The 26,269-nt window shown below is 55.9% G+C and carries 16 protein-coding genes; 8 read left to right on the top strand and 8 right to left on the bottom strand.

Translation table 11 applies throughout. The annotated features are described in order from the left end of the window. Window positions 1–62: 62 nt before the first annotated feature. The 4 genes from CFN46_RS14620 to CFN46_RS17595 all read right to left on the bottom strand — a co-directional run bounded on the left by CFN46_RS14620 (window position 63) and on the right by CFN46_RS17595 (window position 4,834). The gene (locus CFN46_RS14620) at window positions 63–2,195 is read right to left on the bottom strand and encodes a YjbH domain-containing protein (protein WP_088743984.1); all 2,133 of its coding nucleotides are present in this window, start codon (window positions 2,193–2,195) and stop codon (window positions 63–65) included. A gap of 74 nt (window positions 2,196–2,269) precedes the next feature. Then, window positions 2,270–3,175 (bottom strand): capsule biosynthesis GfcC family protein, encoded by a 906-nt coding sequence (locus CFN46_RS14615; protein ID WP_176426496.1) that lies wholly within the window; start codon window positions 3,173–3,175, stop codon window positions 2,270–2,272. Next, window positions 3,162–3,980: a YjbF family lipoprotein gene (locus tag CFN46_RS17485; protein WP_141103667.1), complete on the bottom strand. Its 819-nt coding sequence runs from the start codon at window positions 3,978–3,980 to the stop codon at window positions 3,162–3,164. Before CFN46_RS17485 ends, CFN46_RS14615 begins: the two co-directional genes overlap by 14 nt. 5 nt (window positions 3,981–3,985) lie before the next feature. Continuing rightward, on the bottom strand, window positions 3,986–4,834 hold the full coding sequence (locus CFN46_RS17595) for a hypothetical protein (RefSeq protein WP_176426495.1): 849 nt from the start codon (window positions 4,832–4,834) through the stop codon (window positions 3,986–3,988). Between the two features lie 1,415 nt (window positions 4,835–6,249). On the opposite strand from CFN46_RS17595, the gene CFN46_RS17880 reads away from it, so the two are divergent. The 8 genes from CFN46_RS17880 to CFN46_RS14565 all read left to right on the top strand — a co-directional run bounded on the left by CFN46_RS17880 (window position 6,250) and on the right by CFN46_RS14565 (window position 13,432). Then, window positions 6,250–6,615 (top strand): polysaccharide biosynthesis/export family protein, encoded by a 366-nt coding sequence (locus tag CFN46_RS17880; protein WP_088743916.1) that lies wholly within the window; start codon window positions 6,250–6,252, stop codon window positions 6,613–6,615. 3 nt (window positions 6,616–6,618) lie between these two features. Beyond that, complete coding sequence (locus tag CFN46_RS14590) at window positions 6,619–6,807, top strand: hypothetical protein (RefSeq protein ID WP_088743915.1); 189 nt, start codon at window positions 6,619–6,621, stop codon at window positions 6,805–6,807. Between the two features lie 3 nt (window positions 6,808–6,810). Continuing rightward, on the top strand, window positions 6,811–6,993 hold the full coding sequence (locus CFN46_RS17590; protein ID WP_176426494.1) for a hypothetical protein: 183 nt from the start codon (window positions 6,811–6,813) through the stop codon (window positions 6,991–6,993). After that, window positions 6,962–7,219, top strand: coding sequence for a hypothetical protein (locus CFN46_RS17875; protein ID WP_088743914.1), 258 nt, complete (start codon window positions 6,962–6,964; stop codon window positions 7,217–7,219). The genes CFN46_RS17590 and CFN46_RS17875 overlap by 32 nt, the downstream gene beginning before the upstream one ends. Before the next feature lie 89 nt (window positions 7,220–7,308). Beyond that, window positions 7,309–8,475: a nucleotide sugar dehydrogenase gene (locus CFN46_RS14580; protein WP_088743913.1), complete on the top strand. Its 1,167-nt coding sequence runs from the start codon at window positions 7,309–7,311 to the stop codon at window positions 8,473–8,475. Window positions 8,476–8,796: 321 nt separating this feature from the next. Beyond that, window positions 8,797–10,770: an acyltransferase family protein gene (locus tag CFN46_RS14575; RefSeq protein ID WP_088743912.1), complete on the top strand. Its 1,974-nt coding sequence runs from the start codon at window positions 8,797–8,799 to the stop codon at window positions 10,768–10,770. A 497-nt stretch (window positions 10,771–11,267) separates the two neighbouring features. Further along, window positions 11,268–12,533: an O-antigen ligase gene (locus CFN46_RS14570; RefSeq protein WP_176426493.1), complete on the top strand. Its 1,266-nt coding sequence runs from the start codon at window positions 11,268–11,270 to the stop codon at window positions 12,531–12,533. Between the two features lie 245 nt (window positions 12,534–12,778). Next, the gene (locus CFN46_RS14565; protein WP_088743910.1) at window positions 12,779–13,432 is read left to right on the top strand and encodes a DsbA family oxidoreductase; all 654 of its coding nucleotides are present in this window, start codon (window positions 12,779–12,781) and stop codon (window positions 13,430–13,432) included. Window positions 13,433–13,768: 336 nt separating this feature from the next. Here CFN46_RS14565 and CFN46_RS14560 read toward each other — a convergent pair whose 3' ends face one another. The 4 genes from CFN46_RS14560 to CFN46_RS14545 all read right to left on the bottom strand — a co-directional run bounded on the left by CFN46_RS14560 (window position 13,769) and on the right by CFN46_RS14545 (window position 26,249). Continuing rightward, window positions 13,769–15,109 (bottom strand): aminotransferase class I/II-fold pyridoxal phosphate-dependent enzyme, encoded by a 1,341-nt coding sequence (locus tag CFN46_RS14560; RefSeq protein WP_088743983.1) that lies wholly within the window; start codon window positions 15,107–15,109, stop codon window positions 13,769–13,771. Between the two features lie 232 nt (window positions 15,110–15,341). Next, the gene (locus CFN46_RS14555; protein ID WP_088743909.1) at window positions 15,342–23,471 is read right to left on the bottom strand and encodes a type I polyketide synthase; all 8,130 of its coding nucleotides are present in this window, start codon (window positions 23,469–23,471) and stop codon (window positions 15,342–15,344) included. Then, entirely contained in the window at window positions 23,468–25,249 is a 1,782-nt protein-coding gene (locus tag CFN46_RS14550) for an LTA synthase family protein (RefSeq protein WP_088743908.1), read from the bottom strand. The genes CFN46_RS14555 and CFN46_RS14550 overlap by 4 nt, the downstream gene beginning before the upstream one ends. A gap of 142 nt (window positions 25,250–25,391) precedes the next feature. Next, entirely contained in the window at window positions 25,392–26,249 is an 858-nt protein-coding gene (locus CFN46_RS14545) for an SDR family NAD(P)-dependent oxidoreductase (RefSeq protein WP_088743982.1), read from the bottom strand. Between the last annotated feature and the right edge of the window lie 20 nt (window positions 26,250–26,269).

Below are 26,269 nucleotides of genomic sequence, written 5' to 3'. Positions count from 1 at the left end.
CAGGAAGGCCTCGATCAACAATGATCGAGGCCTTCCTGTTTTTCATGCCATGCGCGACGGCGTCACTTCCAGACTTTCGACTCGAAGCCCTGCCAGTACTCGTCCATGTCGCGATAGCTGGTCATGTCATACAGGCTGTACTTGCGATTGAGGCGTGCGCCACCATCGCGTGTCAGCGGGCTCCAGGCCAAACCGATATTATCGCGGCTTGAGTGCACGAAGAAGGCATCCAGCGGCAACATGATATAGAAGCCCTTGTCGAAGCTGCCTTCCCCGAAGTCGTCGCCGGCATCGGTAAAGGTCGCCCAGGCGCCCATGCGTGCGCCATTGGCAAAGCCACGTGATACATCAAAGGTCATGCCGATATCTTCGGCGAGATAGCGACCCAGACTGACCTTGGCCAGTACATCCTTGTAGCCGGTATCCCAATAGACACTTGCGTGGCCGGTGGTGGTTGAGTAGTCGCGCAGGCCAAACTGCTGGTCAAATTCGCGCTGCTTCACCCAGTTGATATCCACGCCATACGCCAGCGGGGAGCCTAGCGGCCGATAGAGCACTTCGCCGCCGACACCGGCATACATCATCTCGAGAATGCCGCCGTACGCCATGCCGTACCAGTTACGACCGAACTGATGCGTGCGTGTGTACTGCAGATTATCGATGCCGATATCAGTTTCCTCGATGTAGCGACCGATATATGAACGTACGCGCGGCAGCTTCGAGTCCGAGATGTAATCGAATTGATCGAAGTTATCAAACAACGTCAGCTGCGCCGAGCCCGACAGCCAGCCATGTCGGTCAGTTCGCCAAGCGGCTGAGCCCTTCAGATAGGCCTGATACAGATAGCCATCCGGGCCGCCGATGTTCTGGTTAAGGCCCGGTGAGAAGCCGGCGCTCCAGCGGTCATTGGTATTTTCCAGCAACACCTTCTCGCCGGAATAGCGTGCTGCTCCCTCGGCCTTGCTGTCATTGGGCTCGGTCGCTGCCAAGGCATAGACACTGTGGGTATAGCGCAGCTGCTGGCGTACATCGTGGCCTGCCTTGGCAATATCAGCACGTGAGTGAACATCTTCGCGTGTATCAAGCCCACCGGAGCGCAAGCGATAGTGGAAGTTCTCGAAGTAGTCATCCAGCCGGTTATGCAGCACGCGGTTGGCGCGTCCTTCCGCCTGTGCGGTCGAGCGGAAACGCGTGCTCTCACCACTGACGATCAGCGCTGTGCCTTCACGTGACAGGCTATCGACACGAATGCCGGATTGCGCCTGTATCTCTCGGGAGAGCTCAGGCCAGCTGACTTGGTTACTCAACGGCGCCTTGGCGACAAGCTGCTCCGGCGGTGCATCCAGCTTGGCCTGTGACAGCCCTGCGAGATCGACACCAAAGGTGACGCCGAGCATGGCGGTATTGCCGCGCTCCCAGCCCGCCTTGAGCGTCAGATTATCGGTTACGCTCAGACGCGCGCCAAGGTTGATCGGACTGTCTTGCTCCTGATCATTGCTCTGCGGTTCGCTCTGGTAATCGTTGCCATCCAGCTCGGCCATCAGTACCAGTGGCTGCCAGGGCGTTTGCCATTCGACACCGCCGAAGATGCCCATCTGGCCCTTGAACAGGCTGTCGAGCGAGAACTCGCCGCCCTGATCACCGCCAGTCTCACCACGCCCCGGACGGTCATTGTAGTTGCTGCTTGCCCAGCCCAGCGGGTTGTTGAGATCACCACGGGCACCGAGATAGCCCCAGCCCAAACCGAGCGTGAAGTCGAAGTCGTACCAACGTTTGCTGGCGACTAGATATTCACTGCCAAACAGGCTGGTGCCGCCCATATCGCGCAGTCCGACGGCGATGGCCGGCAGATAACGGCTTTCTTCCCACAGGCTAATCTTGGCATCGACCCCCTTGTCGAGGTAATCACGATCACCCGCAATGGCCTCGCCATAGAGTCGGTTGGTGACTTCGGTATAGCGGAAGCCAGCCTCAAGCCACTCCAGCGGTTGCAGGCTGACGTTATAGCGTCGATAGGGCGAAACATCGGTATAGGAAAACGCCAGGCTGCCTGCTCTCTGCATGCGTGCAGTGGGTGTCTGCATCAGGCCGACACCACCGAAATCTGATTGGCCATGGCCCAGCCCACTCAGACGGCTTTCTACCGGCTGCTCACCATCCAACAGCCCTGCATGAGCTGACGGGATGAGTAACATGCCGGCACTCAGATATACGAGCTGACGAATGGCGGTGTGTAATCGATCGTGAACAGAGGATAAAGAATAAGCCATCATGGCGTGCCGTCTCCGCTGACATTCTCGACTGCTGGCATGGCAGGCTCACTGACATTGATGAGCGAGTTGATGTATTCGACCTCCTGAGTTTCACCGCTGATGGCATTTACCACACGGCAACCCTTTCCCGGCCATTGCAGGCTGAGCCACTCAGGCAGGCTGTGATTGACCCACGCCGTGGCCGCCGAAATGCGGGGCAGGTCCACCACGATGCGATCGCCCGGCGCGAGCGTGTAGGGCTGATCGTTCCAGGCACTGATACCGCGCGAGAAGATGGCGCCACCCAACGTGATGATACTGGCGTGTTCGGCATTGCTCCGCGCGTCGGGCAGGCCATCCAGCGCCTGGCGTAGCGTCAATCCGGAGCTCCACTCCAGATGACGAACGCCAATGGCGCTCCACAGCTGAATGCGATTGTCCTGCTGACACTGGCCAAGCCTGTCATTGTCATCCAGTGGAATATCCCGTCGCGGTGTCCGCCATAATGAGATCGGATCGATACGCCCGACCTGACGGCCAGCGACAGGGCTGCGCCGAAGCACGCGCGCCCAGCTGGCAAGTCCGTCACGTTGCAGTTGCGTCTCGAAGCGTGCCTGAGCGGCGAGCTGACGCACCTCAAAGAACAGCCGCTCTCCGAGTGCACGTGAGCGCTCACGTGTGGTTTGTGTTGCCACGAAGGCGTAGGGCCACTCGATCCCTGTCGGGGCAGCCAGCTCAGGTAGCTGGCGATTGACAGCCTCACTCAGTGTCACGCTATCGGGAAGCGAAGAAGCTACTGGTATCTCGTCAGCGACAGTAGAGAGGCTGGCGAGGGAGGTGACAGCTAACGTCACTGCCAGTGCGCATCGTTGTGTGACGCGACTCGCGGAAGTGATCCGCAGTGAAGGTTTACCACCAGCCACGGGCCACCTCCCAGCTCCAGCGAGGGGCGTTCGGCCATGGCTGAACATCAGCCGTCCAGACACGCGCAGGGAGAGAATCGTCATTGGAGTCTGCCACGCCATAGTGGTTGGTGCTCACCTTGCCGTTCTGCCAGTGAATTTTCTCCTGACACTCGGCCAATGATTGTGTCCCGAGTGGCAATGCCACCGGGCGAGCAGGCGCGCACTGCCACTCTGCGCGCCCGAGGGCATAACCTTCCGAGCCATCCATGCGTCGCCAGCGTGAACGCACGTCGTAATGCAGAACATGCTGGGTATCCAGTCTCCACGGTTGAGTGGAGGACGAAGTCTCGCCACCCTGCACCGTGACAACAGGCTTGCTATCAACAGACCCAGTACTAACAGGCCCAGTACCAACAGACTCGGCGACAACAGCGTCTTGCTTCACGTGCATGTCGCGCTGCATGTCGAGCAAGTCATGGTCAAAGCCCGCCGTACCGCCAAGCAGGCTATTCTCGAGACGAATGAAGGCATGATCAGCCGTCTCGAAGCGTGCCAGCTCTTGTCTGACAGATGCGTCAGACGCCGGCGCGTCCAATGTGGCAAGCACCACCAGGCCTGTATTGCCCCCATGACTGAGACGCAGAGAGGCATAGGGCAGGGCGCGCGCTTGCTCAGCATCAAACATATCCCTGCCCATGACAGCACCTGCTGTCTGACCAAGCTGGCCCTGCTCGAGTGTCGAGCATCCGACGAGCAAGATGCTCCCTATCACGGAGAGCAGAGCCACCTGGCGACCCTGCCGTGCAATGGATATCGGCTTCATGATGATTAGAAGGTACCTGTAGTGCCGGTGGTGCCAGTTGTACCGGTCGAGCCCGTGGTGCCAGTCGTACCGGTTGTGCCTGTGGTACCTGTCGTACCTGTAGTGCCGTCGCCATCACCAGGCTCGCCGCCTTGATCGGGGTTACTGCCATCACTCGGATCAGTGATGCCGGTGGTGCCCGTAGGCCCTGTGGTTCCGGTCGTGTCGTCACCGCCATCAGGGGCTGTATTGTCGCCGCCGCCAGTATTGTCGCCACCGTCGGTGTTGTCGCCGCCGCCAGTGTTGTCGCCGCCGTCGGTGTTGTCGCCGCCGCCAGTATTGTCGCCGCCGCCGGTGTTGTCGCCGCCGCCAGTATTGTCGCCGCCGTCGGTGTTGTCGCTGCCGCCAGTGGTGTCGCCGCCGTCGGTGTTGTCGCCGCCGCCAGTATTGTCGCCGCCGTCGGTGTTGTCGCTGCCGCCAGTGGTGTCGCTGCCGCCAGTGGTGTCGCCGCCGTCGGTGTTGTCGCCGCCGTCGGTGTTGTCGCCGCCGTCGGTGTTGTCGCCGCCGTCGGTGTTGTCGCCGCCGCCAGTATTGTCGCCGCCGCCACCACTGGTGCTACCGCCACTACTGCCATCTCCTCCTGAGGTAACACTTGCCGCGAGACCGACTGCAACAGCTAGTCCCGCCGCGATAGCAGCCATGCTGCCTACTGCCATACCGCCTGCTGCACCTGCACCTGCGGCAGAACCACCGCTCGCCGTATTGGTCGAGGTGTTGCTCTGTGTAGAAGCTTCGCTCTCAGCGTGAGCTATCTGTGCAACCAGCGGTGACAGAGTCAGTCCAGCAATCATCAGTGTCGTGGCGGTACGCTTCATATAGGTGTTCCCTTATCTTCCTGAACAGGAAATTCGCACTTCTAAAAGTGCTGATGCAAGTATGGTCATTGTCATGATATGAACGGTCATTGTTTCAATTTTAGAATCAATTACATTATCTCAAGCGTATCGATTACAGCAGGTTTCTGAGGGATATCTGCCAATACATGTGTATTGGCCAAGACGTGCTGGCTTGGTGCTTCAAGCTAGCACTGTCTTCAGCTTATGATGTAAGAGTCGAGATGGCACATCGAAAATACTGTGGATGCTATTCACGATAGCTTATCTTATTGCGATGCTGCAGAGAAAGTTTATTGTTCTTTCGGGCAATGAATAATGATGACAAGCGAGAAGACTCAGTAGGGCAGGTAGGAAGAAAGAAGACTCAATAGGTGACTTAAAGCTAATCTCAAATCCTTGTCTTGGTAAAGATCACTAATCAAATATGATTATTTTTCTGGTCATGTTGAAATTAAAATATTGATATTGCGACTGCTGGTTTGTGTCGACAATGTAATTAAATTGTATCTTTGGGTATCTTATGGCCTGCGCCTTTGTGGTGAGTCGCATTACAGCTACACAAAAATGGTGCTGTAAACCTTTGATAGATGTGACTTGTTTTGTGGAATTAGAAAAATAAATCCTTTATATTCAATGGCTTATTAAAATATAATGATACGTTGCCTTTGAGAGGAACTGAATTGATTGTCAATAAGCAGTGGGAAGTAAGTATCACGATGCAGTATGATGCGTCGCTTATTAAGTACATTTCTCGTTTTAGAGATGCTTAGCAGAGCTGATTTTTCTTGTGTATCTATAGCACTGCATGAGCCATGTCAAAGCTCTCTTTTCACCTTGCGAGTACTACCTTGTCTTCTGGATAAAAAGCCTTGTCGGTGTGATGTTCTTGCGTGTGTACACATTGGGCTTGGTATTCATGACTCATCTTTTGATGCGAGAGTGATACGCTGTACAAATTTTAAGAAAGCGCCGTTTTCCTGAAGAAAGTCTTTATCAAGCTGTTAATGGGATGTTCTGTGAGATGGCAATGATCATTGATTGATTGCCCTGCGGAGGGGTCTTTACGTCTTGGCATTCAGAATAATTGACTTGCCAATATTGAAGCACGCTTCTTGAATTGAAGGTAAACGCTACACCGAAAGCGATATCGTGGGAGGGCTTGACGTCTCATTGCATCGCTTTCTCGTCATGAAGACGATTTTCAAAGGACGCATGATTGGTTCTTGTTTGGAATCAATGATGATGCATCTACATGTTGCGAGACCTCTCGGTGCTCGCAAACGGGCCTCGGGGAATGTGCCGTCAAATATCTCGGGGCGGTAGCGTGTCCAAATTCTTCTGGCGAGAGCTATACATGATTCATGGTTATCGACATTGCTGGCTGTGCCTAGACACTGGGTAGTCACATAGATTATCAGACCGAAACGGCATCCATTAATGATCCCGTATATGACCATCCAGAATTCACCCCTCCAGCAGGCGGAGAGAGGGAAGCTGTTGAGGCTGGCAATCTGGTACGCAATGACGGAACGCTCTTTTACCCCTATATCGATATCGGGCGTGTAAAGGTCAGCGGCATGATGTTGGGTGACGTCCGCTCGATGATGACGCGAAGGGTTTCCCAATATCTGATGGATCCACACTTGGACGTGAAGGTGGCAGCGTTCCACCCCAAGTATATATATATGTGTCTGGTGAAGTTGGCGCACCAGGCTAGCTGTCGCTCACGGCTGAACCTTTTGCGGTACTGGATGCGCTGAGTCGTGTGGGTGGAGCAACTGCGAGCAGCCAACTGGCATCGCATCATTCTGACTCGTCAGGGGCGGGAAATACCACTCTCGTTGCATGCACTGATGCCCAAGGGTGGTCAGCGCGAAAATCGTTTTCTGCGTGATGGTGATGTGCTGCATGTGACCAGTGGAGAAGATCAGGCTATAGCAGTTATGGAATAAGTGTTGCGTTCCGGAAATGTGCCACTCGGCAGTGAGCGACTGATACTGGCGGATGCGATTTCCCGCTCCGGGAGGATCAACGAGATCAGTGCCGAGGCCTCGGGTGTCGTCGTGATCCGTAGCAAGCCGATTACTGCTTACTATCTTGGAAGCCATGGGTTACGGGCTCCCTATAGTAATCTCTAATATTCTAGAGAATCGTCATTCAGTAAATTATGAAGAAAATGGGTTGTTATTTCCGACCGAGAGTTCGGAGCATCTGGCTGACGCGCTGGTCAGGCTATTCGCGGTTGATAGTCTGAAGTGCGAATTAGGTCGCGCGGCCAGAAGCACAATCGAAGCGCAGTATGATCTTCAGCAACGAGTGAATAATATGGCGTTTCTCTATCGCATAATTTTGAATTATTTCTGATAAAGGCATCTGCTGTATTATGTCTTGAATTTGATTTCTTTTTTATGGCTTTATTCTTGCCATATCATTTTTTCGTAAGGTCACTATCAATGAAAATTGCTATCGCAGGTACAGGCTATGTCGGACTCTCCAACGCCATGTTGCTATCACAACACCACGAAGTGGTAGCAGTGGACATCATCGCGGAGAAGGTAGAAGGGCTGAACCGTGGTGTCTCTCCGATTGAAGATACCGAGATCAACGAATTTCTCGCCCGTGGCGATCTCAACTTTCGCGCGACGTTGGATAAAGAGGCGGCTTATCGTGATGCTCGCTTCGTCGTTATCGCGACGCCGACGGACTATGACCCGAAGACGAACTACTTCAATACATCCAGTGTCGAGTCGGTGATTCAGGATGTGATGGCGATCAATTCTGATGCAGTGATGGTGATCAAGTCGACCGTGCCGGTGGGATATACCGCCGAAGCTCGTGAGCGCTTCCAGACGCAGAATCTTATCTTCTCGCCGGAATTTCTGCGTGAAGGCAAGGCGCTGTATGACAACCTGCATCCTTCGCGCATCATCGTCGGTGAGCGCTCTGAGCGTGCCGAGGTATTTGCCGGTCTGCTCAAGGAAGGGGCCATCAAGCAGGGCATTGACGTGTTGTTCACTGATAGCACTGAGGCGGAGGCCATCAAGCTGTTCGCGAATACCTATCTTGCGATGCGTGTGGCCTACTTCAATGAGTTGGACACCTATGCCGAGACTCATGGCCTGGATGCCAAGCAGATCATCGAAGGGGTAGGGCTGGACCCGCGTATCGGCCAGCATTATCACAATCCGTCGTTCGGGTATGGTGGCTACTGTCTACCCAAGGACACCAAGCAGCTGTTGGCGAATTATGGGGATGTGCCGAACAACATGATTCAGGCCATCGTTGACGCCAACACGACACGCAAGGACTTCATCGCGGAGTCGGTACTCAAGCGCAACCCGGAAGTGGTAGGTATCTATCGTCTGGTGATGAAGTCAGGTTCTGACAACTTCCGCGCCAGTGCCATGCAGGGTGTGATGAAGCGCATCAAAGCCAAGGGTATTGAGGTCATCGTCTATGAACCGGTGTTGGAAGAAGACTCCTTTTTCGGCTCTCGTGTGTTGAGTGATCTCGCGGCCTTCAAGAAAGAGGCTGATGTTATTCTCAGTAATCGTATGGCGGAAGAGCTCATGGATGTAGCTGATAAAGTGTATACAAGGGATTTGTTTGGCAGTGACTAACCCTCTTGAATATATGATGGGTATATAAGAAGTCTGCGATATTTTCGCAGGCTTCTTATAAGGATATACTTTTGCAATATTTACCGCATTCTGTTTATTGGATCAATGCTTCTGCTGCCTTTTATAGAAGAGTGCTATGTAGAAGCCATTGCTTTGATATTATGCCCCGTTGCCATAATAGTTCGAAAGCTCTATTTCCATTAAATATTAATTGGATTTATTAAGGCGATGTGCATCTACTGGCTTCTGTAGTAGTGATATAATTTTTATTGCTATAACCGCTATAGCTAGATAATTAATTTAAATGAGAGAATATTGATAATGTTTGAGAAGTATACTTCGCTAGGCTATAGAGACGATATACAAGGGCTGAGAGCTTTATGTTCTTTTATAATTATGTCTTTTCACATATGGATACATAAAGTATCAGGTGGTGTTGACGTTTTCTTCGTCATATCTGGATTTTTGATGGCCTCTATTTTATTGAGAAGTTATTTTACTTTCAATAAATATAATCCAATGCACTTCTGGATTGCTATTGCGAGAAGAGTGTTCCCATCGGCTTATATAGTTATAATGACAACTCTAGTGTTGAGCTATTTTGTGCTCTCGCCATCGTTTCTAACAAGCACAGTAGATGAAATAATAGCCACCATATTTCATATGGAAAACATACAGTTAATTCGTAAATCCGTAAATTATCTGGCTTCTGACGTTCCTTCTAGCCCAGTTCAGCAGTTTTGGGCATTATCAATACAGATGCAATTCTATTTTATACTTCCATTGTTAATGATTCCTCTTGCTATTATGGCTAAGAGAATGAATTCCTCTTGGCCTATGTTCTTGGGCGTTATAATTGTAGCGCTGTGTTCATTCTCTTATTCTGTTGTTACATCTTTCGTTACACCATCTTCAAGTTATTTTGATCCTGCCGCAAGGTTATGGGAATTTTTGTCTGGTGTCTTAATATACCTTATGGCAGTGAATGTTAATCATTTTGGCAAAAGAAGCGCTACTTGTTTACTGGGTTTGATTATGATTTTGGGCGGAGCTATCTTTATTCCTTCCACTATTCCATTCCCAGGTTTTATTGCGCTGATTCCTGTAATTGGTGCAGGGATGGTTATTATTTCTGGCGTTGGTGGCCAAGGAGTTTTAAATAAATTTCTGGCAAATGGTTTCATGAAATTCTTAGGTGGCATTTCATTCTCTATATATTTATGGCACTGGCCTATACTGGTATTTTACAAAGAGTATTACGACATCGTTGATGTTAGTCTGATACATGGTGCTGGAATTATTGTACTGTCATTTTTGTTGGCATTAATGACAAATGTTGTAGTTGAAAAGCAGGTTTATAAGATCCCCAAAAACAAACTCTACGTTAATATTTTAATCGGTGTTGTGTTTTTTGTTCCGGTTGCTATTTTTTCTTTAGTTGTACGGAGTAATTTTGTTACTATTGAGCATGAGCTTAGTTATAAATGGAAGAACCATAAGGCCAATGAAAATTATGTCGATGAGATAATGAAAGGCACAGTTTCTATGCCTATCCCTAGAAATGAATTAATAGCTGCAAGAAGAGTGTTGCCAGAGCCATATAATATACATTGCAATCAAGAAGGTGGCGGGACGAGTGCAAAGAAGTGTAGCTTTGGTGATATGGACTCAGAGACTAAAGTCGTGCTAGTAGGTGGGTCACATGCTTTGCAATGGTTACCAGCTCTTCGATCAATAGCAAAAAGGAATAGCTTCGAAATCATTAGTATGAGCAAAAGTAGCTGTCCATTAGGGGCGTTAAAGCATTCGGACAAATCGTGCCAAGTCTGGAATGAAAATGTTTTGCAAGAAATAGAAGATATTAATCCGGTCGCTGTTATTACCAATTCAACTCGCACAAGTACGACGTCCGAATATATTCCTGAAGAATATATAAATTCTTGGAAAAAAATAAATGCACTAGGGATTAGGGTAATCGGCATTAGAGACAATCCTAGGTTCTCTTATAATGTGCCAGACTGTGCTTATAAAGACCAGACATCACAAGGCAAGGAGGCATGTGTTAAGCAGAGAAAGAATTCTCTATTAACTGATAATCCGGCGAGCTCTTATAGTGAATTAATAGGTAGTATAGACCTTTCTAACTGGCTATGTAGTGATACAGAATGTCCAGTAGTAAATAAAGGGATGTTGATGTATAGAGATGCTCATCATGTGCATCTTCCTTATGTTAAATATCTTGCAGCTGTTATTGAAAAGAAAATGAGTTCATTACTTCCTGATGTAGTAAATTAATTGTTTCTACTAAGCGCTGCATCTAAGGATGTGGCGTTTTTTTTACCTTGATTTTACGAATCTTAGTTCAATAGATTAGATATCGACGTGGGGTCGCCGCTCAGGTGCAATCATTTCTGCGTCGATCACGGTGAAATTTTATCGTGCTAATTAAGCATTGACAATTGTCATCGATTTTATATCTTGTTTATATTACTGGTCTTGGGAAATAGGTTTAATCAGTTTGATGTAGCGCTTTGCGCTTCTCGCAACTCCTCCTTTAACACCGCTCTCATCATTTCCGCGATCGCTGGTGCTGCCGGAAGCGCTGAATGGCACTGAGTTGAATGCTGACTCTGATTCACGCTGGTGAAAAGTTTCATGCTTCACGCCTGATGCCATGGACTGAGGTTTCTGTGTCAGGCTTCACGCTATCATCGCCTCTGTCGTCATCCGTACATTCGCAGGTTGACGCGCAGTGTCATCACCCCCATCGCAGCAAAGGAATGTCTGTTGTCATGAATCCCGTCTCCATAGGTGTCTTTCTATTTGGCATGCTCAGCTTGATCGTGCCGTTTGGCTACAGCATAGGGCCTTTATTGCTGGTGTTGCTGAGTGGTTATTGGCTGCTGCGAGAGCCGCGTGAGCTGATGGGGTGTCCGGTGCGTGGCGATTATCTCGTGATAGGTGCGATGCTGATCTTCGGGATATTGCTGCTGGCAAGCATTGCACTTCAGGGAGATCACTGGCGTACGGCGAGTGTACCGTTGCGGCTGCTGCTGGCGGTGCCGGTCATGTTGCTGATATTGCGCTTTCCGCCTTCACTCAAGGCACTGTGGGGTGGGCTGATACTCGGTAGTGTGCTCACCGGCAGCTGGGCGATGTGGCAGAAGCTGGTGTGGGGCATGCATCGCGCTGGGGGCTATACCAACACCATCAATTTTGGCGATATCTGCATGTTGATGGGCCTGATGTGTCTGGCAGGCCTAGGGTGGGCAGTGAGCCTCAAGAGTGCCTCAAGACGTGTCTGGATACTGGCACTGTTGGTCGGCGGCACTCTGGGCATCATCGGGTCCTTGATGTCGGGTACACGCGGCGGATGGATAGGCTTTCCGTTTGCAGCCTGGGTGCTGTATCGCAGCTATGGTGAGGTGGTGTCGCGGCGTGTGTTGCAACTGGGCGTGGTGATCTGCGTCGCTGTGATTGCGCTGATGGTGATGGTGCCGGCGACCGGCATTCAGCAACGCGTAGAGGCGGGCGTATCGGATGTGACAGGCTATGTCGAGGATCGTGATGCGGGGACATCGGCAGGTGCCCGCCTTGAGATGTGGCGTGGTGCAGTGATCATGATCGCGGATCAACCTTGGCTAGGCCGAGGGGAGAGCGGGTATGCCACTACGCGCGATGCGATGATTTCCGCGGGTGAGCTCAGCCGTCACGTGCAGACCTACACGCATCCGCATAATGAATTTCTCGATGCCTGGGTCAAGCGTGGCGTGCCGGGGCTGTTGGCATTGTTGGCGCTTTACCTGGTGCCATTGCGGCTGTTCTACCGTCGGCTGGACAGTGATGACCTCACGCTGCGCTCGTTGGCGGTTGCCGGGGTATTGTTGCCGTTGACCTTTATCGACTTCGGCATGACTTGGGTAATGTTCTCCCAGGCCAGTGGGGTGATGGTCTATGCCTACTGGCTGGCGATTCTGTGGGGCACGATGCGCGCCCGCGAACGTGTTCTGGGTACTGATTCACAGGTTGATGCGATGACTGGGTCGCGTTTGGTGTGATAGCCGAGCACAGTGGCGTGTAGTGGTCGTTCGATGTCAGCAGGTAACACTCACGCAGGTGAATGATTTAACCTGCGCGACCTGATTGGGTGTCATTGGTGCTCTCATTGCGCGCAAGTGTGGGCAGATGAGGGGTATCTTGATACTGAGCCTATGGAGGGATACAGTATGCCTAATATTGAGCGATTGCTCAGAAACGATTTTTGATGATGAGGGCAAATCCCTTGTTGTTCAGGAGTACTGACATGCAAGACAAGCTGAAGATCGACATCGTCTCTGACGTGGTATGCCCCTGGTGCATCATCGGTTACAAGCGTCTGGAGACGGCCATTGAGTCACTGGGCCTGCAGAACAAGGTCGAGATCGAGTGGCAGCCGTTTGAGCTGAACCCGGACATGCCCGCGGAAGGTGAGAACCTGCGTGAGCACTCTGCACGCAAGTACGGAACGACTCCGGAAGGCAGTGTCGAGGCGCGTCAGCGTCTGGCTGGGCTCGCGGCTGAGGAAGGGCTCGCCTTCAATTACTTTGATGACATGCGCATGGTCAACACGTTCGAGCTGCATGTCCTGCTTGAGTACGCCACAGAGCACGGCATGCAACATGACCTTCAGATGCAGTTCTTTGCAGACTTCTTCACGCTGCAAAAGGACCTCTCGGACCGCGCCGTGATGGCTGAGTCGCTGGAATCTGTTGGTCTTGATGCCGAGGAAGGTCTGGCGCGATTGGATGATCACGATGCACGCAAGCAGGTGACGGCCCATGAGGAGCACTGGAAGCAGATGGGCATCTCATCCGTCCCGACTTTCGTCTTCAATCGCCGTAGCGCCCTCAGTGGCGCTCAGCCCAGCGACGTGTTTGAGCAAGTGTTGACGGACCTGCTTGCGCAGCCGGCTGCGTAGCTTGTCTGAGTTACAGGGCTGAATTGAAGTATGTCTGAGTTACAGGGCTGAATTGAAGTATGTCTGAGTCATAGGCTGTGCTGTGCACTGGTATCAACTTGTCGATATCAGCCCGCTTTTCCAGGCCCGTCCATTCAGCACGACGTCACAGTGACGAACACGGGATATGGCAGATCATGAAGAACAACGAGGACAATGCGCGACAAGTGTTACTGCATGCTTTGAAGTGATATCGATGTGCGTCAAAAAAGCGGCCCCACTGAAAAGTGGGGCCGCTTTTGGTTTTGAGAGCGGATTCTGGGAGCTGCGTGAATCAGTCCTGCGGTACCCGATGACTCATTTCCCTGCCTTGATATCACTCAGCTGTTGGATAAGTGTCTCCAGTACGGCATCGACCTGGGCTTCGGTGTGCTCACAGGAGAGAAAGAAGCGCAGGCGCGCACTTTTCTCGGGCACTGCCGGGTGCAGGATCGGCTGGACATTGAAACCAGCCTCGAACAGTTGGTTGGAAAGGCGCGCTGCTACCAGTGAGCTACCCAGAATTACCGGAACGATCGCCACGCCGAGGCTCTCACCGACATCCAGCCCCAAAGCACGGGCGCGCTTGAGGAAGTAGCCCGAGACGGCGTGCAAACGCGCGATACGTGCCTTGGCGTCATCACCTTCGAGCAATTCAAGAATCTTGAGCGAAGGCGCCGCTACCTGGGCCGGCATGCCGACCGAGTAGAGGAAGCCCGGTGCAAAGTAGCGCAGCATGCTGACGAGCTCCTTGCAGCCGGCAATATAGCCACCGCAGCCCGACAGCGTCTTGCTCATGGTACCCATCCAGATGTCGACATCGCGTGAATCAATCGAGAAGTGCTCGCGCAGCCCCAGTCCATGCTCACCCAGTACACCGAAAGAGTGCGCCTCATCCACCATCAGCCAGCAGCGATATTGCTGCTTGAGCTTGATCAGGCGCGGCAGATCCGGCACATCGCCGTCCATGCTATACAGGCCTTCAGTGACGATCAGCACACGCTCGAACTTGGCGCGCTGTGAGCTGAGCAAGGTTTCCAGTGCATCAGGGTCGTTGTGAGCGAAGGGCATGCGCCGCGCGCCAGACAACTGAGCGCCGACCAGTGAGCTGTTGTGGATCCACTCGTCATGCAGGATGAGGTCTTTTGGCCCCAGCAGATAGCCCAGCGTCGACACATTGGTGGCGTGACCACTGACAAAGACCACCGCGTCCTCGACGTCATACGTGCGCGCCACGGTGGCTTCCAGCTGCTGATGGATAGGTCGTTCGCCAGATACGGCACGTGACGCCGAGACTGATGTGCCGTAATGGGCTGCCGCATCGGCAGCGGCCTTGATGACCTCTGGATGTTGGGAATAGTCGAGGTAGTTGTAGCTGGCGAAGTTGACTAGTTCGCGCCCTTCGATGCGCGTGGTCGCGCCCGCGCACCCTTCGTGCACGCGGAAAAAGGGCTCGGGTACGCCGAAGGCGGCACCGGCCTGTTGCATCATGCTGAGTTGCTGGTAACCCGGCTGGCGATCAAAGCGCACGAAATCATCGTGGATCTCGGCGGAAGCAGCGACTTTCTGCTCAAAGACATCATGTTCCGCCTCAGTACTGGTCGTGCTGGTGGTTCGGGTACGGCGTGCGCGCGCCTTGTCGAGCAGTTGTTGCTTCATGTCGGCGGCGGATGTACCTGAGGAAATGCGGGATGCCAAGTGTCGAGTTCCTTTAACGAAGATTCTTGACCCAAAAACGGGCGCGAGAGCCATGGCTCCCCGCCCGTCGGGTACTTATGTGGTCTTGGTAACAGCAAGTGTGCTGCACAAATATGTCTCGACGTTACGCCAAGATGGCGCGCGGTACCAGCCTGAGCATGTAGTGAGTATTTGCATGCTCAGGCGAGTGGGGCTACTTGCTGACCATCTCGCCGCGCTCCGCCAGCGTGGCCGTTTCACCGCCGTGCTGCTTGACCAGCTTGGCCATGGCCTGTTCTTCACTGCTGCTCTCGCCATCCTCACTGTCGTGATGGTCCATCTTGTGCATCAGGCGCTCAGCCAGACGCCACAGCGTCGCGGCCTCGCTGATCATCATCACCGGGATGCTGATGCCGAGACGTGACTCGACAGCCGTCATCAGCTCGACTCCCATCAGTGAATCGAAGCCCATGTCGTAGACGCTCTTGTTGACGTCGATGGCCTCGACATCAATCAGCAGTATCTTGCTGAGTTCTCCCTTGAGTATCTCGACGATGGCGGTCTGCAGTGCCTCACCAGACAGCCCCGCCAGTGCAGCAGCAATATCATCCTGCTGTGCCTGACTGCTGTCGTCATCGCCGGCGCGACGTGCAATCTCGGCAAAGCGCGGTGTATCGGCCGTCGGCAAGAAGCGCGCCAGCGCGCCCCATTCGAGCTCCAGTACCCCAAGAGAGCGTGACGGCTGACCCAGTGCGAGCGCCTGTTGGTCCGCGATGATCATGTCACCTAGGCATGCCAAGGCTTGATCAGCCATCAGCGCATCACCGCCCAGGCGATTCTTGAGCGCTTCACGGGTCTTTTCGTTACGCGCCAGGAAACCGGCATCTTCAATCGCGCCCCAGCGTGCACAGGTGGCGGGCAGACCACGCGCGCGTCGACTGGCTGCCAGGCCTTCCAACCAATGGTTGGCGGCCACGTAGACACTCTGGCCGGGATTGCCGAACAGCGTCGTGGCGGAGGAGTAGAGCACGAAGAAGTCGAGTGCATGCTCTGCACTCAAGACATCCAGCAGGCGTGCACCTTCAAGTTTTGGCGTCATCACGCGTGTGATGCGATCAGCATCTAGCTGGCGAATCAGCGCATCGTCGATGACGGCTGCCGCGTGAATGATGCCCTTGAGCGGGGCGATCGAATTCTTTGCAAGTGCGGTGTCAGTGGAGGCGATACGCTGGAAGACACGGGCCAGTGCATCACGATCTGCCACGTCACAGGCCAATGCATGTACGCGTACGCCCTGTGCTTCAAGGCGCGCGACACCGGCTTGAGCTTCCTCGCTCGCCGCACCGGAGCGCCCAAGCAGAATCAGCTCACGTGCGCCCATGGCGGCCAGCCATTCAGCACTGCGCAAGCCAAAGCCGCCCAGACCACCGGCGACCAGATAGCTGGCTGCGGGATCGAGCGTCAGCGTGGTCGGTAAAAGGGCAGGCGTACCTCTCGCGCTACCTTGTGCGTCAGCGGCGGTATCGCTGCTCTGAGCTGAAGCAACCGCGCGCTGAGTAACGACTACCTTGCCGATCTGACGCGCCTGTTGCATGTAGCGGAAGGCCTCAACGACCTGGCTGGCATCGAAGGTGGTGTAGGGCAGTGGTGCCAGCGTGCCATTCTCGAACAGTGCCATCATCTCGCGGAACAGACGCGTGGTCAGTCCGGGGCATTCCTTCATCAGCTGATCGGAATCGATGCCAAAGTAGCTCAGATTATTACGGAACGGGCGCAGTCCCATCGGCGTGTTTTCGTAGAAATCACGCTTGCCCAACTCGCAGAAGCGCCCAAAAGACTTGAGCACGCGCAGGTTCTGCACGATGGCCTCACCCGCCAACGAGTTGAGTACCACGTCTACCCCGCGCGCATCGACAGAGGGGTCACGCTGCTTGCGAGCGGCCAGATCAGCGAGAATATCTTCTGCAAATCCGTGGCTACGTGAGTCATAGATATTCTCGATGCCCATCAGCGCGAGGAAGTCACGCTTGGCCGGTGAACCAACCGTCGCGAAGACTTCTGCGCCCAGCCAATCGGCAATCTGCAGTGCGGCAATGCCGACACCTCCTGCAGCGCCATGAATCAGTACCTTTTCACCTGCCTCGAGGCGCGCCAGATGCTTGAGCGCGTAGTAGACCGTGAAGAAGGTGGTCGGGATGGTCGCCGCAGCCTCAAGGCTGACACCTTGTGGCACATGAGCCAGTGCGGTATCGGCGATCACCAAGCGGTCTGAGAAGCTGGCGGGGCCGAAGCCGACCACCCGCTCACCGACGGCAAACTCGGCACCTTCACCCGCCTGCGTGACGACGCCGGAAAACTCAAGGCCGAGGCTCGGGCCAGAGAAGCCGTGCTCGATCGCTTCATCGGACAGCAGGCCTAGTGTGTACATGACGTCACGGAAGTTCAGGCCAGTCGCTTCGACACGCACTTCGACTTCACCACGCGCCACCAGCGGGAGTACGCGTAACTGCCACTCGAGATTACGCAATTGCCCTGGCTGGCTGAAGCCCAGACTGACGGCTGCCCGATCCTGCGGCAGGCTTGATGCAGTGGCAGGCGTCAATGTCGAATGCGGAGCTGCCACTTCGCGCAGGCGCGTCGCAAAGCGCGCACCTTCATCAGTGAGGACGACTTCCTGTTCGTGATTCGGGGATTCCAGTTCCTGCACGACGGCAGTGAGCAGAGATTTGGTCATCGTCGCGGCAAGCGGAAGATCCAGCAGCCGTATCGCCAATGACTGACTCTCGTTGGCCAGACTGCGAGCAAAGCCCCAGCTCGCTGCATCGGCAGGTGGCTGTGCCGTATCGTCATTTGATTTTTCTAGCTGCAGCCAGAGGGCGGCAACGCCCTGAGTCATTACCCAAAGCGTCGGTGCCGTGATGCTTTCATCCTGCTCATGAGCGGCATCAAAAGCTTGCGCCACCTCAGTGAGCAGCAGCTGGCGTGCACATTGCTGGGCATTGACGTCATCTGATCGGCCCTGAGCGGCGGGCAATGCGATCAGGTGATCGAACTGCGCGAGCTGATCGGTGAGCTCAGTGTGAACGGTGCTCTGGTCGCTACTAGTCGCGACAGGCAGGGTCTCGTAGCTGACCTGATGGCCACGTGCCTGCAGTGTCTGTGTCAGGCAGGCTACCAGCACGTCATCAGCCGGTGCCTGTGCACTATCGAGCAGTGCGAACTGCAATGCCTGGGGGCTTGTGGAAATCTCAGCATCAGCGGTATGTACCGGTTCAAGACGCGCGGCAATCCACCAGGCGCCTGCCATGACGCTGTCGAGTTCAGACGCGTCTGCCGCCGAGGCTCCTTGCAGCCCCAGCTGAGTCAGCAAGCGCTGCCACTGAGCCATGCTCGGATGGCTACGTAGCTGCTCGCCATCATCCAGCGCCAGAAGAGGGCCGCTCCATGTGGCAGGCTCACACCCGCATAACAGCACCTCAGCGCCAGGCGCCAGGTGGTGGACCAATGCTGTCAGCAATTCGCGAGCGTGTGACGGGGCTTCGAGGTCCAGATGCACGATCGCCAGCTGAGTGTTTGCCAAGTGAGTATTGGCCGGCGGTGTGGTAGCAGAATTGCCGGACGTGTCACTACGCTGTGACGCCTGCCAGTCATCGCTTGATACGACGTCGATCAGAGGCAGATCTTCCTGCAGGCGATTCGCTTCACTCAGCGCCGAGGGGCTGGCGGCCACGAAGGTGTAGTCCAGTGCATCATGAGAGGCGCGATGCGTATCGGCATGGCGCAACGAGGTCAGGCGCTGACCGACCCACGGGCCGCCGGCACCTATCTCGACGATGTTGAGGCGCCGTCCTGCCGGCAGTGCGGCGAGGGCAGTCTCGAGACGCTGATCAAGTTGCACGCTCAGCCATTGCCAGCCAGCATTGCCAACAGCTGTCTTGAGTAGTGTCGGGATAAGCGGTTGGCGTAGGTGTGCCAATGCCACTTCTGCATCTAATGACAGCCTTTGAGTCTGTGACGGCAGCTCTGCCTCAGCATTGACATCAGACTCGTCATGGGAGGCCAGCGGTATGCCGCGATTGAGCCATTCGTCCAGATGCAGATGCAGACGACCGGCCGCGTGAGTCAGTGGGAACTGGCCGGGATAATCCCGTACCAGCAGTTGCCAGATATCGCGCGCGGCGGGTAGATCAAGCTCATTTATCTGCCAGTGGCCATTTTCCTGCGCCTCAATCAGGCCTTGGGCTTCAGCCCATTCCAGCAGTGTGCGGCTGAACTGAGGGGCACGCTGCTGCCAGCGAGTCGCGGCTTCGACATCCAGATGAGAGGGTGCCGACTCGCCGGGCGCGGCATGACGCACCAGCGTCTCATGCACACTGGCGAGCATCAGGCTGTCGAGCAACGGTTCCAGTTCATCGGCAAAGCGCTGACTGTCACTGAGCGGATGCGTGTCATCCTGCGCCACGTCGAATGTCTCGGCGACCAGTGAAGCCAGTGCGAAATCAGGCACCTGGACCGCTGTCCCTGGATGCGGGGCCGCTGACAGTTCCACATCAAGATAATCAAGATGCGCGCGGCCATCACGGCCCAGACGCACTGCCCGGAAACGCGCCTCTTCAGCGACTGCGACCGCGCGGCCCTCGGCATCAAACAGCTCGAAATCAGCACACAGCGAATGCGGCCCGCGCGAACGCAGCACCACACGGGCAGTCGTGATCTGCGAAGCACGTACCTGTTGGCGTACCTGCAAGCGACCTACACGCACTGGCACGAAGGCCATGCCATCGCTGGCGGTAGTCTGGCCCTTGAGGATGCCGAGCAGAGGAATGAACAGCTGGAAGGCACTGTCGAGCACGCCGGGGTGCAGATGGAAGTCACCATCCTGCACCAGCATTTCAGGCGTCAGTGCAAAGTGTGCCAGTACCTGAGGGCGAGACGCACCATCATTGCCGGCCTCGACCCAGATCTGCTCGGCAGCGCGAAAGTGCGGGCCGTAATGCAGGCCGAGCTGCGCGGCGGCGGCCACGTGGGCATCACGATCAAAGTCCGCATTACGTGAGGGCAGCACCGGTGCACGACGTTCGAGCAGACGGCCACGCGTGCCAGTGAAGGCACGGGCTACTGCGTGCAGATTCCATTTGTCGGCATCTTCGGTGAGGGTCTCGCGGCTTTCCAGTCGCATCGCACCATTGGCGCTGTCCAGTGATAGTCGTGTCAGGCGCAGCGTGCTGTCATCCAGCAGTAGCGGAGCACGAATCTCGAAGTCCTCGATATCGAGGACGGCAGCCAGACTGTCACTCTCGGCATTGCCCGCTGCAGTATTGGCGGACTGCCATTCATGTGCCGCCGCCAGGCACTGCTCAAGATAGCCAGCGCCCGGGAAAACGGCACTTTCGCCTACCTGGTGATCAGCCAGCCACGTTACCTTTTGAGTATCGAGCTGAGCTTCCCAGGTAAGGCGCTGCTGGGCGAGTCGATAACCCAATAGCGGATGCACGTAGTGACGATCGAGCAGGCGCTGACCTTCGCTGGTGGTATTGATGAAGCAGGGCGTGCGCTGCCACGGGTAGCTCGGCAAATCCACGAACTGGCCAGCGACAGAGAATTGCTCGCTGAGATCAACCGCGCCAGAAAGCAGCACTCGGCCACGCAGGTGTTGCAGGGCGTCAAGGCCGTCATGACGACGCTCGAGACTGGCGAGTACCTGCCCCGCAGGCGCATCATCGCTGCGCGCCTTGAGCACATCATTCAGATAGCTGCGCAGAATCGGATGTGCACCAATTTCGATCAAGAGGCGATGACGACCTTGGGCACTGGTCGCATCACCGGCTGCCGGCCAGGCGACCAGTTCGCTGATCGCGGCCTCGAATAGCACCGGCTGACGGATATTTTCCCACCAATAACATGCATCCAGTTGATCGCCCGCGCTGACACAGCCGGTAACGGTAGAGACGAAGGGGATCTGCGTCGTGCGCGGTGTCAGGTCTTCCAGTGAAGCCAGTAGCCCGGCCTTGATCGGGTCCATCGCCGGGCTGTGGAAGGCGTAGTCGAGCCCCAACACACGGGCGAAAATCCCCTGCGCCGAGAGCTGCTTGCTCATGGCCTCCAGCAGTACGCGATCGCCCGCTAGCGTGATGCCGCGCGGGCCATTGATGCCGGCGAGTGATAGTGAACTCCACTCGTCCTGCTCCAGCCATGCCCGGATATCGCTTTCGCCAAGACCCACGGCCATCATGGCGCCGGTGCCACGGGTGCGTCCCTGGTGGTGGCTGCGTTGGAAGATGACGCGAATGGCATCGTCCAATGTCAGTGCGCCGCTGGCCCAGGCGGCCGCAACTTCACCGACGCTATGGCCGGTGACGGCAGCGGGGCGAATGCCACGCTCGATCAGCCATTCGGTGACAGCGACCTGGAGAGCAAACAGCGTCGGCTGCGCGATCTCGGTCGCATCGAGACGATTCTCGTGCTCGTCCATCGTGTCACTGCCGCTTGCGTTCTTTTGATGGCCGTTCAGTTCTTGAAGAAGCTCGAAGCCATTGAAGTTGCGGAAGAGCGTGTCGAGGCGCTCCAGGCAGGCGCGCACGCTGGCAGATTCCTGCATCAGTACACGACCCATACCCTCCCACTGGCAGCCGTTGCCGGAATAGATGAAGACTGGGCCGCGCTCACGTGAGCTTGATGTTGCACTGGCCGGTACTGCGCTAGCGAATTGACGAACAGACGCGCCGTTATCGCTCTCGGCAGGTAGCGGCGGTAGGCGGTCAGCCAGCGTGATGCGCGGGTGGTCGCCAAGCTCTCCCTCAGCGCCGAGCGCGTCGAGGTCATCTAGCAGGGCATCGAAGGTGTCTGCACTCAGCAGAGCGCCGTGGACATGATGTTCACGCCGTACGGCCAGCTGCCAGGCGAGGTCATAGAGACTGGGAGCTGCATCGTGGGCTTGAGCGTCGCGCAGGTGGTCAGCCAGCTCACGTGCAGTCTGCTTGAGCGCCTCCGGAGAGCGGGCCGACAGGCGCAACGGCGGTGCCATCTGTGTGTCATCTGCCTCGACATTCTGTGAAGCCGGCGCTGACTGCTCAGGCGGGCTTTCCAGCAGGACGTGGGCATTGGCACCACCAAAGCCGAACGAGTTGATACCCACCACCAGCTTGCCTTGCGCCTTGAGCTTGCGCGGGGCAGTGACGATATCGAGATTCCACTCGTCGCTTCGAATCTTGGGATTGAGGCGTTGAATCTTGATAGTCGCGGGTACTTCACGGTGCGCGATGACCCCCAGCGCCTTGGCCAAACCCGCGACACCAGAGGCGGTTTCCAGATGGCCCATGTTGCTCTTGATCGAGCCGATCGGCAGCGGCAAGGTGCGTTTCTGGCCGATGGCCGCGCCAATGGCACGCGTCTCAAGCGGGTCACCGACGGCGGTGCCGGTGCCGTGAGCTTCGAGATAATCGATCTCGTCCGCTTTGATGCCCGCCAGTTCGCAGGCACGTTCCATTAGCTGAATCTGCGCGGCCGGGTTGGGTACGGTCAGGCCGGACTTGTAGCCATCGGTATTGACCACAGAGGAGGCCACGACGGCGAGAATGCGGTCGCCATCCGCGAGTGCCTGATCGAGCTCCTTGAGCAGGAAGACACCTCCCCCTTCAGAGCGCACGTAGCCATCGCCCGCTTCGTCGAAGACCTGACAGCGGCCAGTCTTGGACAGCATGGTGGCCTTGGAGAAGATCAGGAAGCCGTAAGGGTGCAGGTGCAAGCTGATGCCGCCGGTTAACGCCATGTCCGTCTCGCCGCTACGAATCGACTGGCAGGCCTGATGGAAGGCGACCATCGACGATGAGCAGGCGGTATCCAGTGACAGGCTGGGTCCATGCAAGTCAAAGGCATAGGACAGGCGGTTGGAGGCAACGCTTGAGGTGTTGCCGGTCGCCGTATTGGGGCCGATAGCCCCCAGGTCATCCGCCATGCGATAGGAGTAGTCGAGGCTGGCTACGCCCATGAAGACGCCACAGCGTGAGCCACGCATCTTCTCGGCGGGAATGCCGGCGTGTTCGATGGCTTCCCAGCTCATCTCCAGCAGTATGCGTTGCTGGGGGTCCATGCTGACGGCTTCACGCGGACTGATGCCGAAGAACGCCGGGTCAAAGCCCGAGATATCACCCAGTGTGCCGGCGGCAAAGCTGTAGCTCATGCCCGGGGCTTTAGTGTCAGGATGCAGTAGGGCGTCCTTGCCCCAGCGGTCATCGGCGACTTCGGTCACCATGTCTTTTCCAGCCAGGAGGTCGTCCCACAGAGTGGCCTGAGTGGTGCCGGGGAAACGGCTTGCAGCGCCGATGATGGCAACGCGTCGGGTCATGAGAGGCTCCTGAACTTCTGAGTCGCGGCGCTGTGGCGAACATGCTGATTCGTCGCCTGCAGCAGCGCACTTCCAAGTGTTTCAATGTTGATGACGCGCGGATCGCCTTTGCGACATTGCTCGTCGGTCTTGAAGGCACCGTCGCAGTCGAGAGCCCATTTCATCAGCTCTGGGTCTGCCGCGCGTACGGCGTCCATTGTCTGTTGTGCCACGTCAGCGGACTGCGGCAAGTGTGTCGACCAGATGAAGGTATCGGTTACGCCATTGGGCTCACCCAACGTCTGATAGACCTCGGGCATGATGGGGACGTGATCACCGTAGAAGCACAGCAGTCCACCGCGCGGTAAACGCGACAACGCCGTACTGAGTTGGTCGATCATGGCATCCGCATTGACCAGGTGGCGTAGATAGATGCCAAGCTCACGACAATTCTCCGGTAGCTCGCCTTCATACCATTCGGCCAGGCGCGCGTTGTCGAATGTCTCGAGATGCAGCGGGCCATGATTTTCCATGGTGATGACCTGAATGAAGAGTGGTGTATCACCCGCTTCCAGTAGGCAGTCTTCTACCTTGGCGGCGACAGCGGCATCACTGATGTACTGTCCGCACTTGTCAGCATCGCTGAAGTGAGCGATATCGAGGAATTCATCGAAGCCGAGTGTCTTGAGCACCTTGTTTCGAAGATAGAAGCTGCCCGGATAGGGGTGAATGCAAAGTGTACGATAGCCCAGCGCCTTGTAGCTGGCGGCCAGGTTGGGCACGGCGCGCTTGGCCAGCTGATGGTAGGGATTGAACTGATGCACGCCCAGCTGCTCAGGCGTCAGGCCGGTCAAGAAGGCGGTTTCGGTGCGTACTGTATTGGCCCCCCAGGCAGGCACGGCCAATCGACCACATGGCAAGCCTTGCGCCAGTGCCGTGAAGTGACAGCGGTCCAGATGCGGCAGCAGATCATCGCGTACCTGTGGGTAGATACGGCGCGCATCGAAGAAGGATTCGCTCTGCACGCTGACAACATGCGGCAGGAAAGCGCTCTTGTCAGTCGCTTCCACGCCGTCTTCCCGGGTGGCCTGAAGAACGGCTGTCAGTGTGTTTTCCACCTCGCGTTGCGCCGCCTGCAGCGGATCATGCGTTGGTGTGAGCGGGCGACGTGCCAGACGCGCATACGCGAGCAGGTAAGCCACCATGCCCAGCTCATGAAGATCAAACTCAGGCGCCAGAATGACCTTCGGCGCAAGCTTGCCCCCCATGGCGTAGCTGAGCGCAATGGAGGCGATCAATACGCTGATCAAAGGCATCAGCCATGCACTGGCCCCAGCAGTCATAGCGTACTGCGAAGCCGAGAGTGTAGGTTCCAGCCATAATCCCAGGCCAATCGCCAGCGCACCGGCGGATATCGCCGCAATGGTCAGGCCGATACCGAAGAAGGGGATGTAGAGGCGTGGATGCTTGATGGCGTCGGTGAAGTACTCGAAATCCTGGCTGAGAAACGGCTCACGCAGCGACACATACTTGGTGTGACTGACTTGCAGAACAACGAGCCATAATGCATTGACCACCACCAGCGAGAACCAGGGGCGTTGGGTGATCAGCGTGCACAGTGACCAGCTGGCGCACCAGTAACCGATGTGAGCCAGCTTGGCACTGACCGGTCGGCTTAGAAAAGCCGTCGGGGGCTGTATCATCTGACGCAGCAGCAGGTGTTCAAGCCCCAGTGTCATCACCAGGCCGATCAGCAGCGGCCATACCATGAAAGAAACAAACGTAATGACAAACTCCATGTAATGCCGACCTCGTTAGCCTCTGCCGTAGCAGATGCAGTGTAATGTTCAGGTCGGAATAGCGACCATCTTGAGTACTCGCAAAACGCGTGTGAAATGCTGCTGGAATGCTGAATCTGATTGGCTGACAGCGTCACAACATTCAATGAGTGTAATTGAACAGGCCCAGCAAGCGCTGCGATATTCCTGCCGGTAGTACGCTCAGCCACCAGCACCCGAAGTTGAGCGGGAAGGGAAAGCTGATACGGGCGCGGTTCTTCGCGGCTCCCTTCAGGATACGCTGTGCCGCTTTATCTGCTGGCATCTCGAAGGGCTTGGGGCCAGGCATTGCCTCACACATCGGTGAAGTGACATAGCCGGGCATCACGACTGTCACCCCGACACCGAACGGCTTCAGCCAGCTGCGCAAGCCTTCACCATAGGCCTTGACGGCCGCTTTGCTGCCGCTGTAGCTGGGTGTCAGTGCCAGCCCGTGCCAGGCCGCGAGCGAGCTCAACAACACGAGTTGACCACTGCCGCGCGCCTTCATCGCAAGGGCAAGATGATGTGCCATCCCTAGCGTGCCGATGACGTTGGTTTGCAGCAGGCGCCTGGCATCTTCCCAGCGCTCACCGTGCCCTTGTGGGCCGATGTCGGTATTCATGCCCGCGTTGGCGATGGCGATATCGGGCACGCCGCGCGCGCAGACCTCCTCCAGCCAGGTCAGCAGAGTTTCTTCATCGCACAGGTTGAGTACTGTGCACTCGACCTCGGCGCCTAGCTCACGACACTGCTGGGCAATGCCATCCAGCTTGCGCTGCTTGCGGCCGGTCAGGATAAGCGTGGTGCCCTTGGCTGCATAACGACGTGCCAAAGCACCCCCTATCTCGCCGGTGGCACCGGTAATCAGTACACGCCGCAGTGCTGAGGGTGTACTTGAGTGTGAACCAGCTTCAGTCGGTGAATCGGGACTGCGCTTTGCGCCTGATGATTCTGTTTTTGCTGGCTGCTGGGGGGGCATGGCCGTCACGAATTGTCTCC

Origin of the sequence: Cobetia sp. QF-1 (genome assembly GCF_002213105.1) — a bacterium.
Classification (GTDB): domain Bacteria; phylum Pseudomonadota; class Gammaproteobacteria; order Pseudomonadales; family Halomonadaceae; genus Cobetia; species Cobetia crustatorum.
Note: the sequence above shows the minus strand (reverse complement) of the source record. Positions and strands in the feature narration are given on the sequence as shown.

Coding starts and splice junctions, on each gene's coding strand:
- CFN46_RS14620 (WP_088743984.1), bottom strand. CDS start 2,195: ATGTTACTCATCCCGTCAGCTCATGCAGGGCTGTTGGATGGTGAGCAG.
- CFN46_RS17485 (WP_141103667.1), bottom strand. CDS start 3,980: ATGAAGCCGATATCCATTGCACGGCAGGGTCGCCAGGTGGCTCTGCTC.
- CFN46_RS17595 (WP_176426495.1), bottom strand. CDS start 4,834: ATGAAGCGTACCGCCACGACACTGATGATTGCTGGACTGACTCTGTCA.
- CFN46_RS17875 (WP_088743914.1), top strand. CDS start 6,962: ATGGGTTACGGGCTCCCTATAGTAATCTCTAATATTCTAGAGAATCGT.
- CFN46_RS14580 (WP_088743913.1), top strand. CDS start 7,309: ATGAAAATTGCTATCGCAGGTACAGGCTATGTCGGACTCTCCAACGCC.
- CFN46_RS14575 (WP_088743912.1), top strand. CDS start 8,797: ATGTTTGAGAAGTATACTTCGCTAGGCTATAGAGACGATATACAAGGG.
- CFN46_RS14570 (WP_176426493.1), top strand. CDS start 11,268: ATGAATCCCGTCTCCATAGGTGTCTTTCTATTTGGCATGCTCAGCTTG.
- CFN46_RS14565 (WP_088743910.1), top strand. CDS start 12,779: ATGCAAGACAAGCTGAAGATCGACATCGTCTCTGACGTGGTATGCCCC.
- CFN46_RS14560 (WP_088743983.1), bottom strand. CDS start 15,109: ATGAAGCAACAACTGCTCGACAAGGCGCGCGCACGCCGTACCCGAACC.
- CFN46_RS14555 (WP_088743909.1), bottom strand. CDS start 23,471: ATGACCCGACGCGTTGCCATCATCGGCGCTGCAAGCCGTTTCCCCGGC.
- CFN46_RS14550 (WP_088743908.1), bottom strand. CDS start 25,249: ATGGAGTTTGTCATTACGTTTGTTTCTTTCATGGTATGGCCGCTGCTG.
- CFN46_RS14545 (WP_088743982.1), bottom strand. CDS start 26,249: ATGCCCCCCCAGCAGCCAGCAAAAACAGAATCATCAGGCGCAAAGCGC.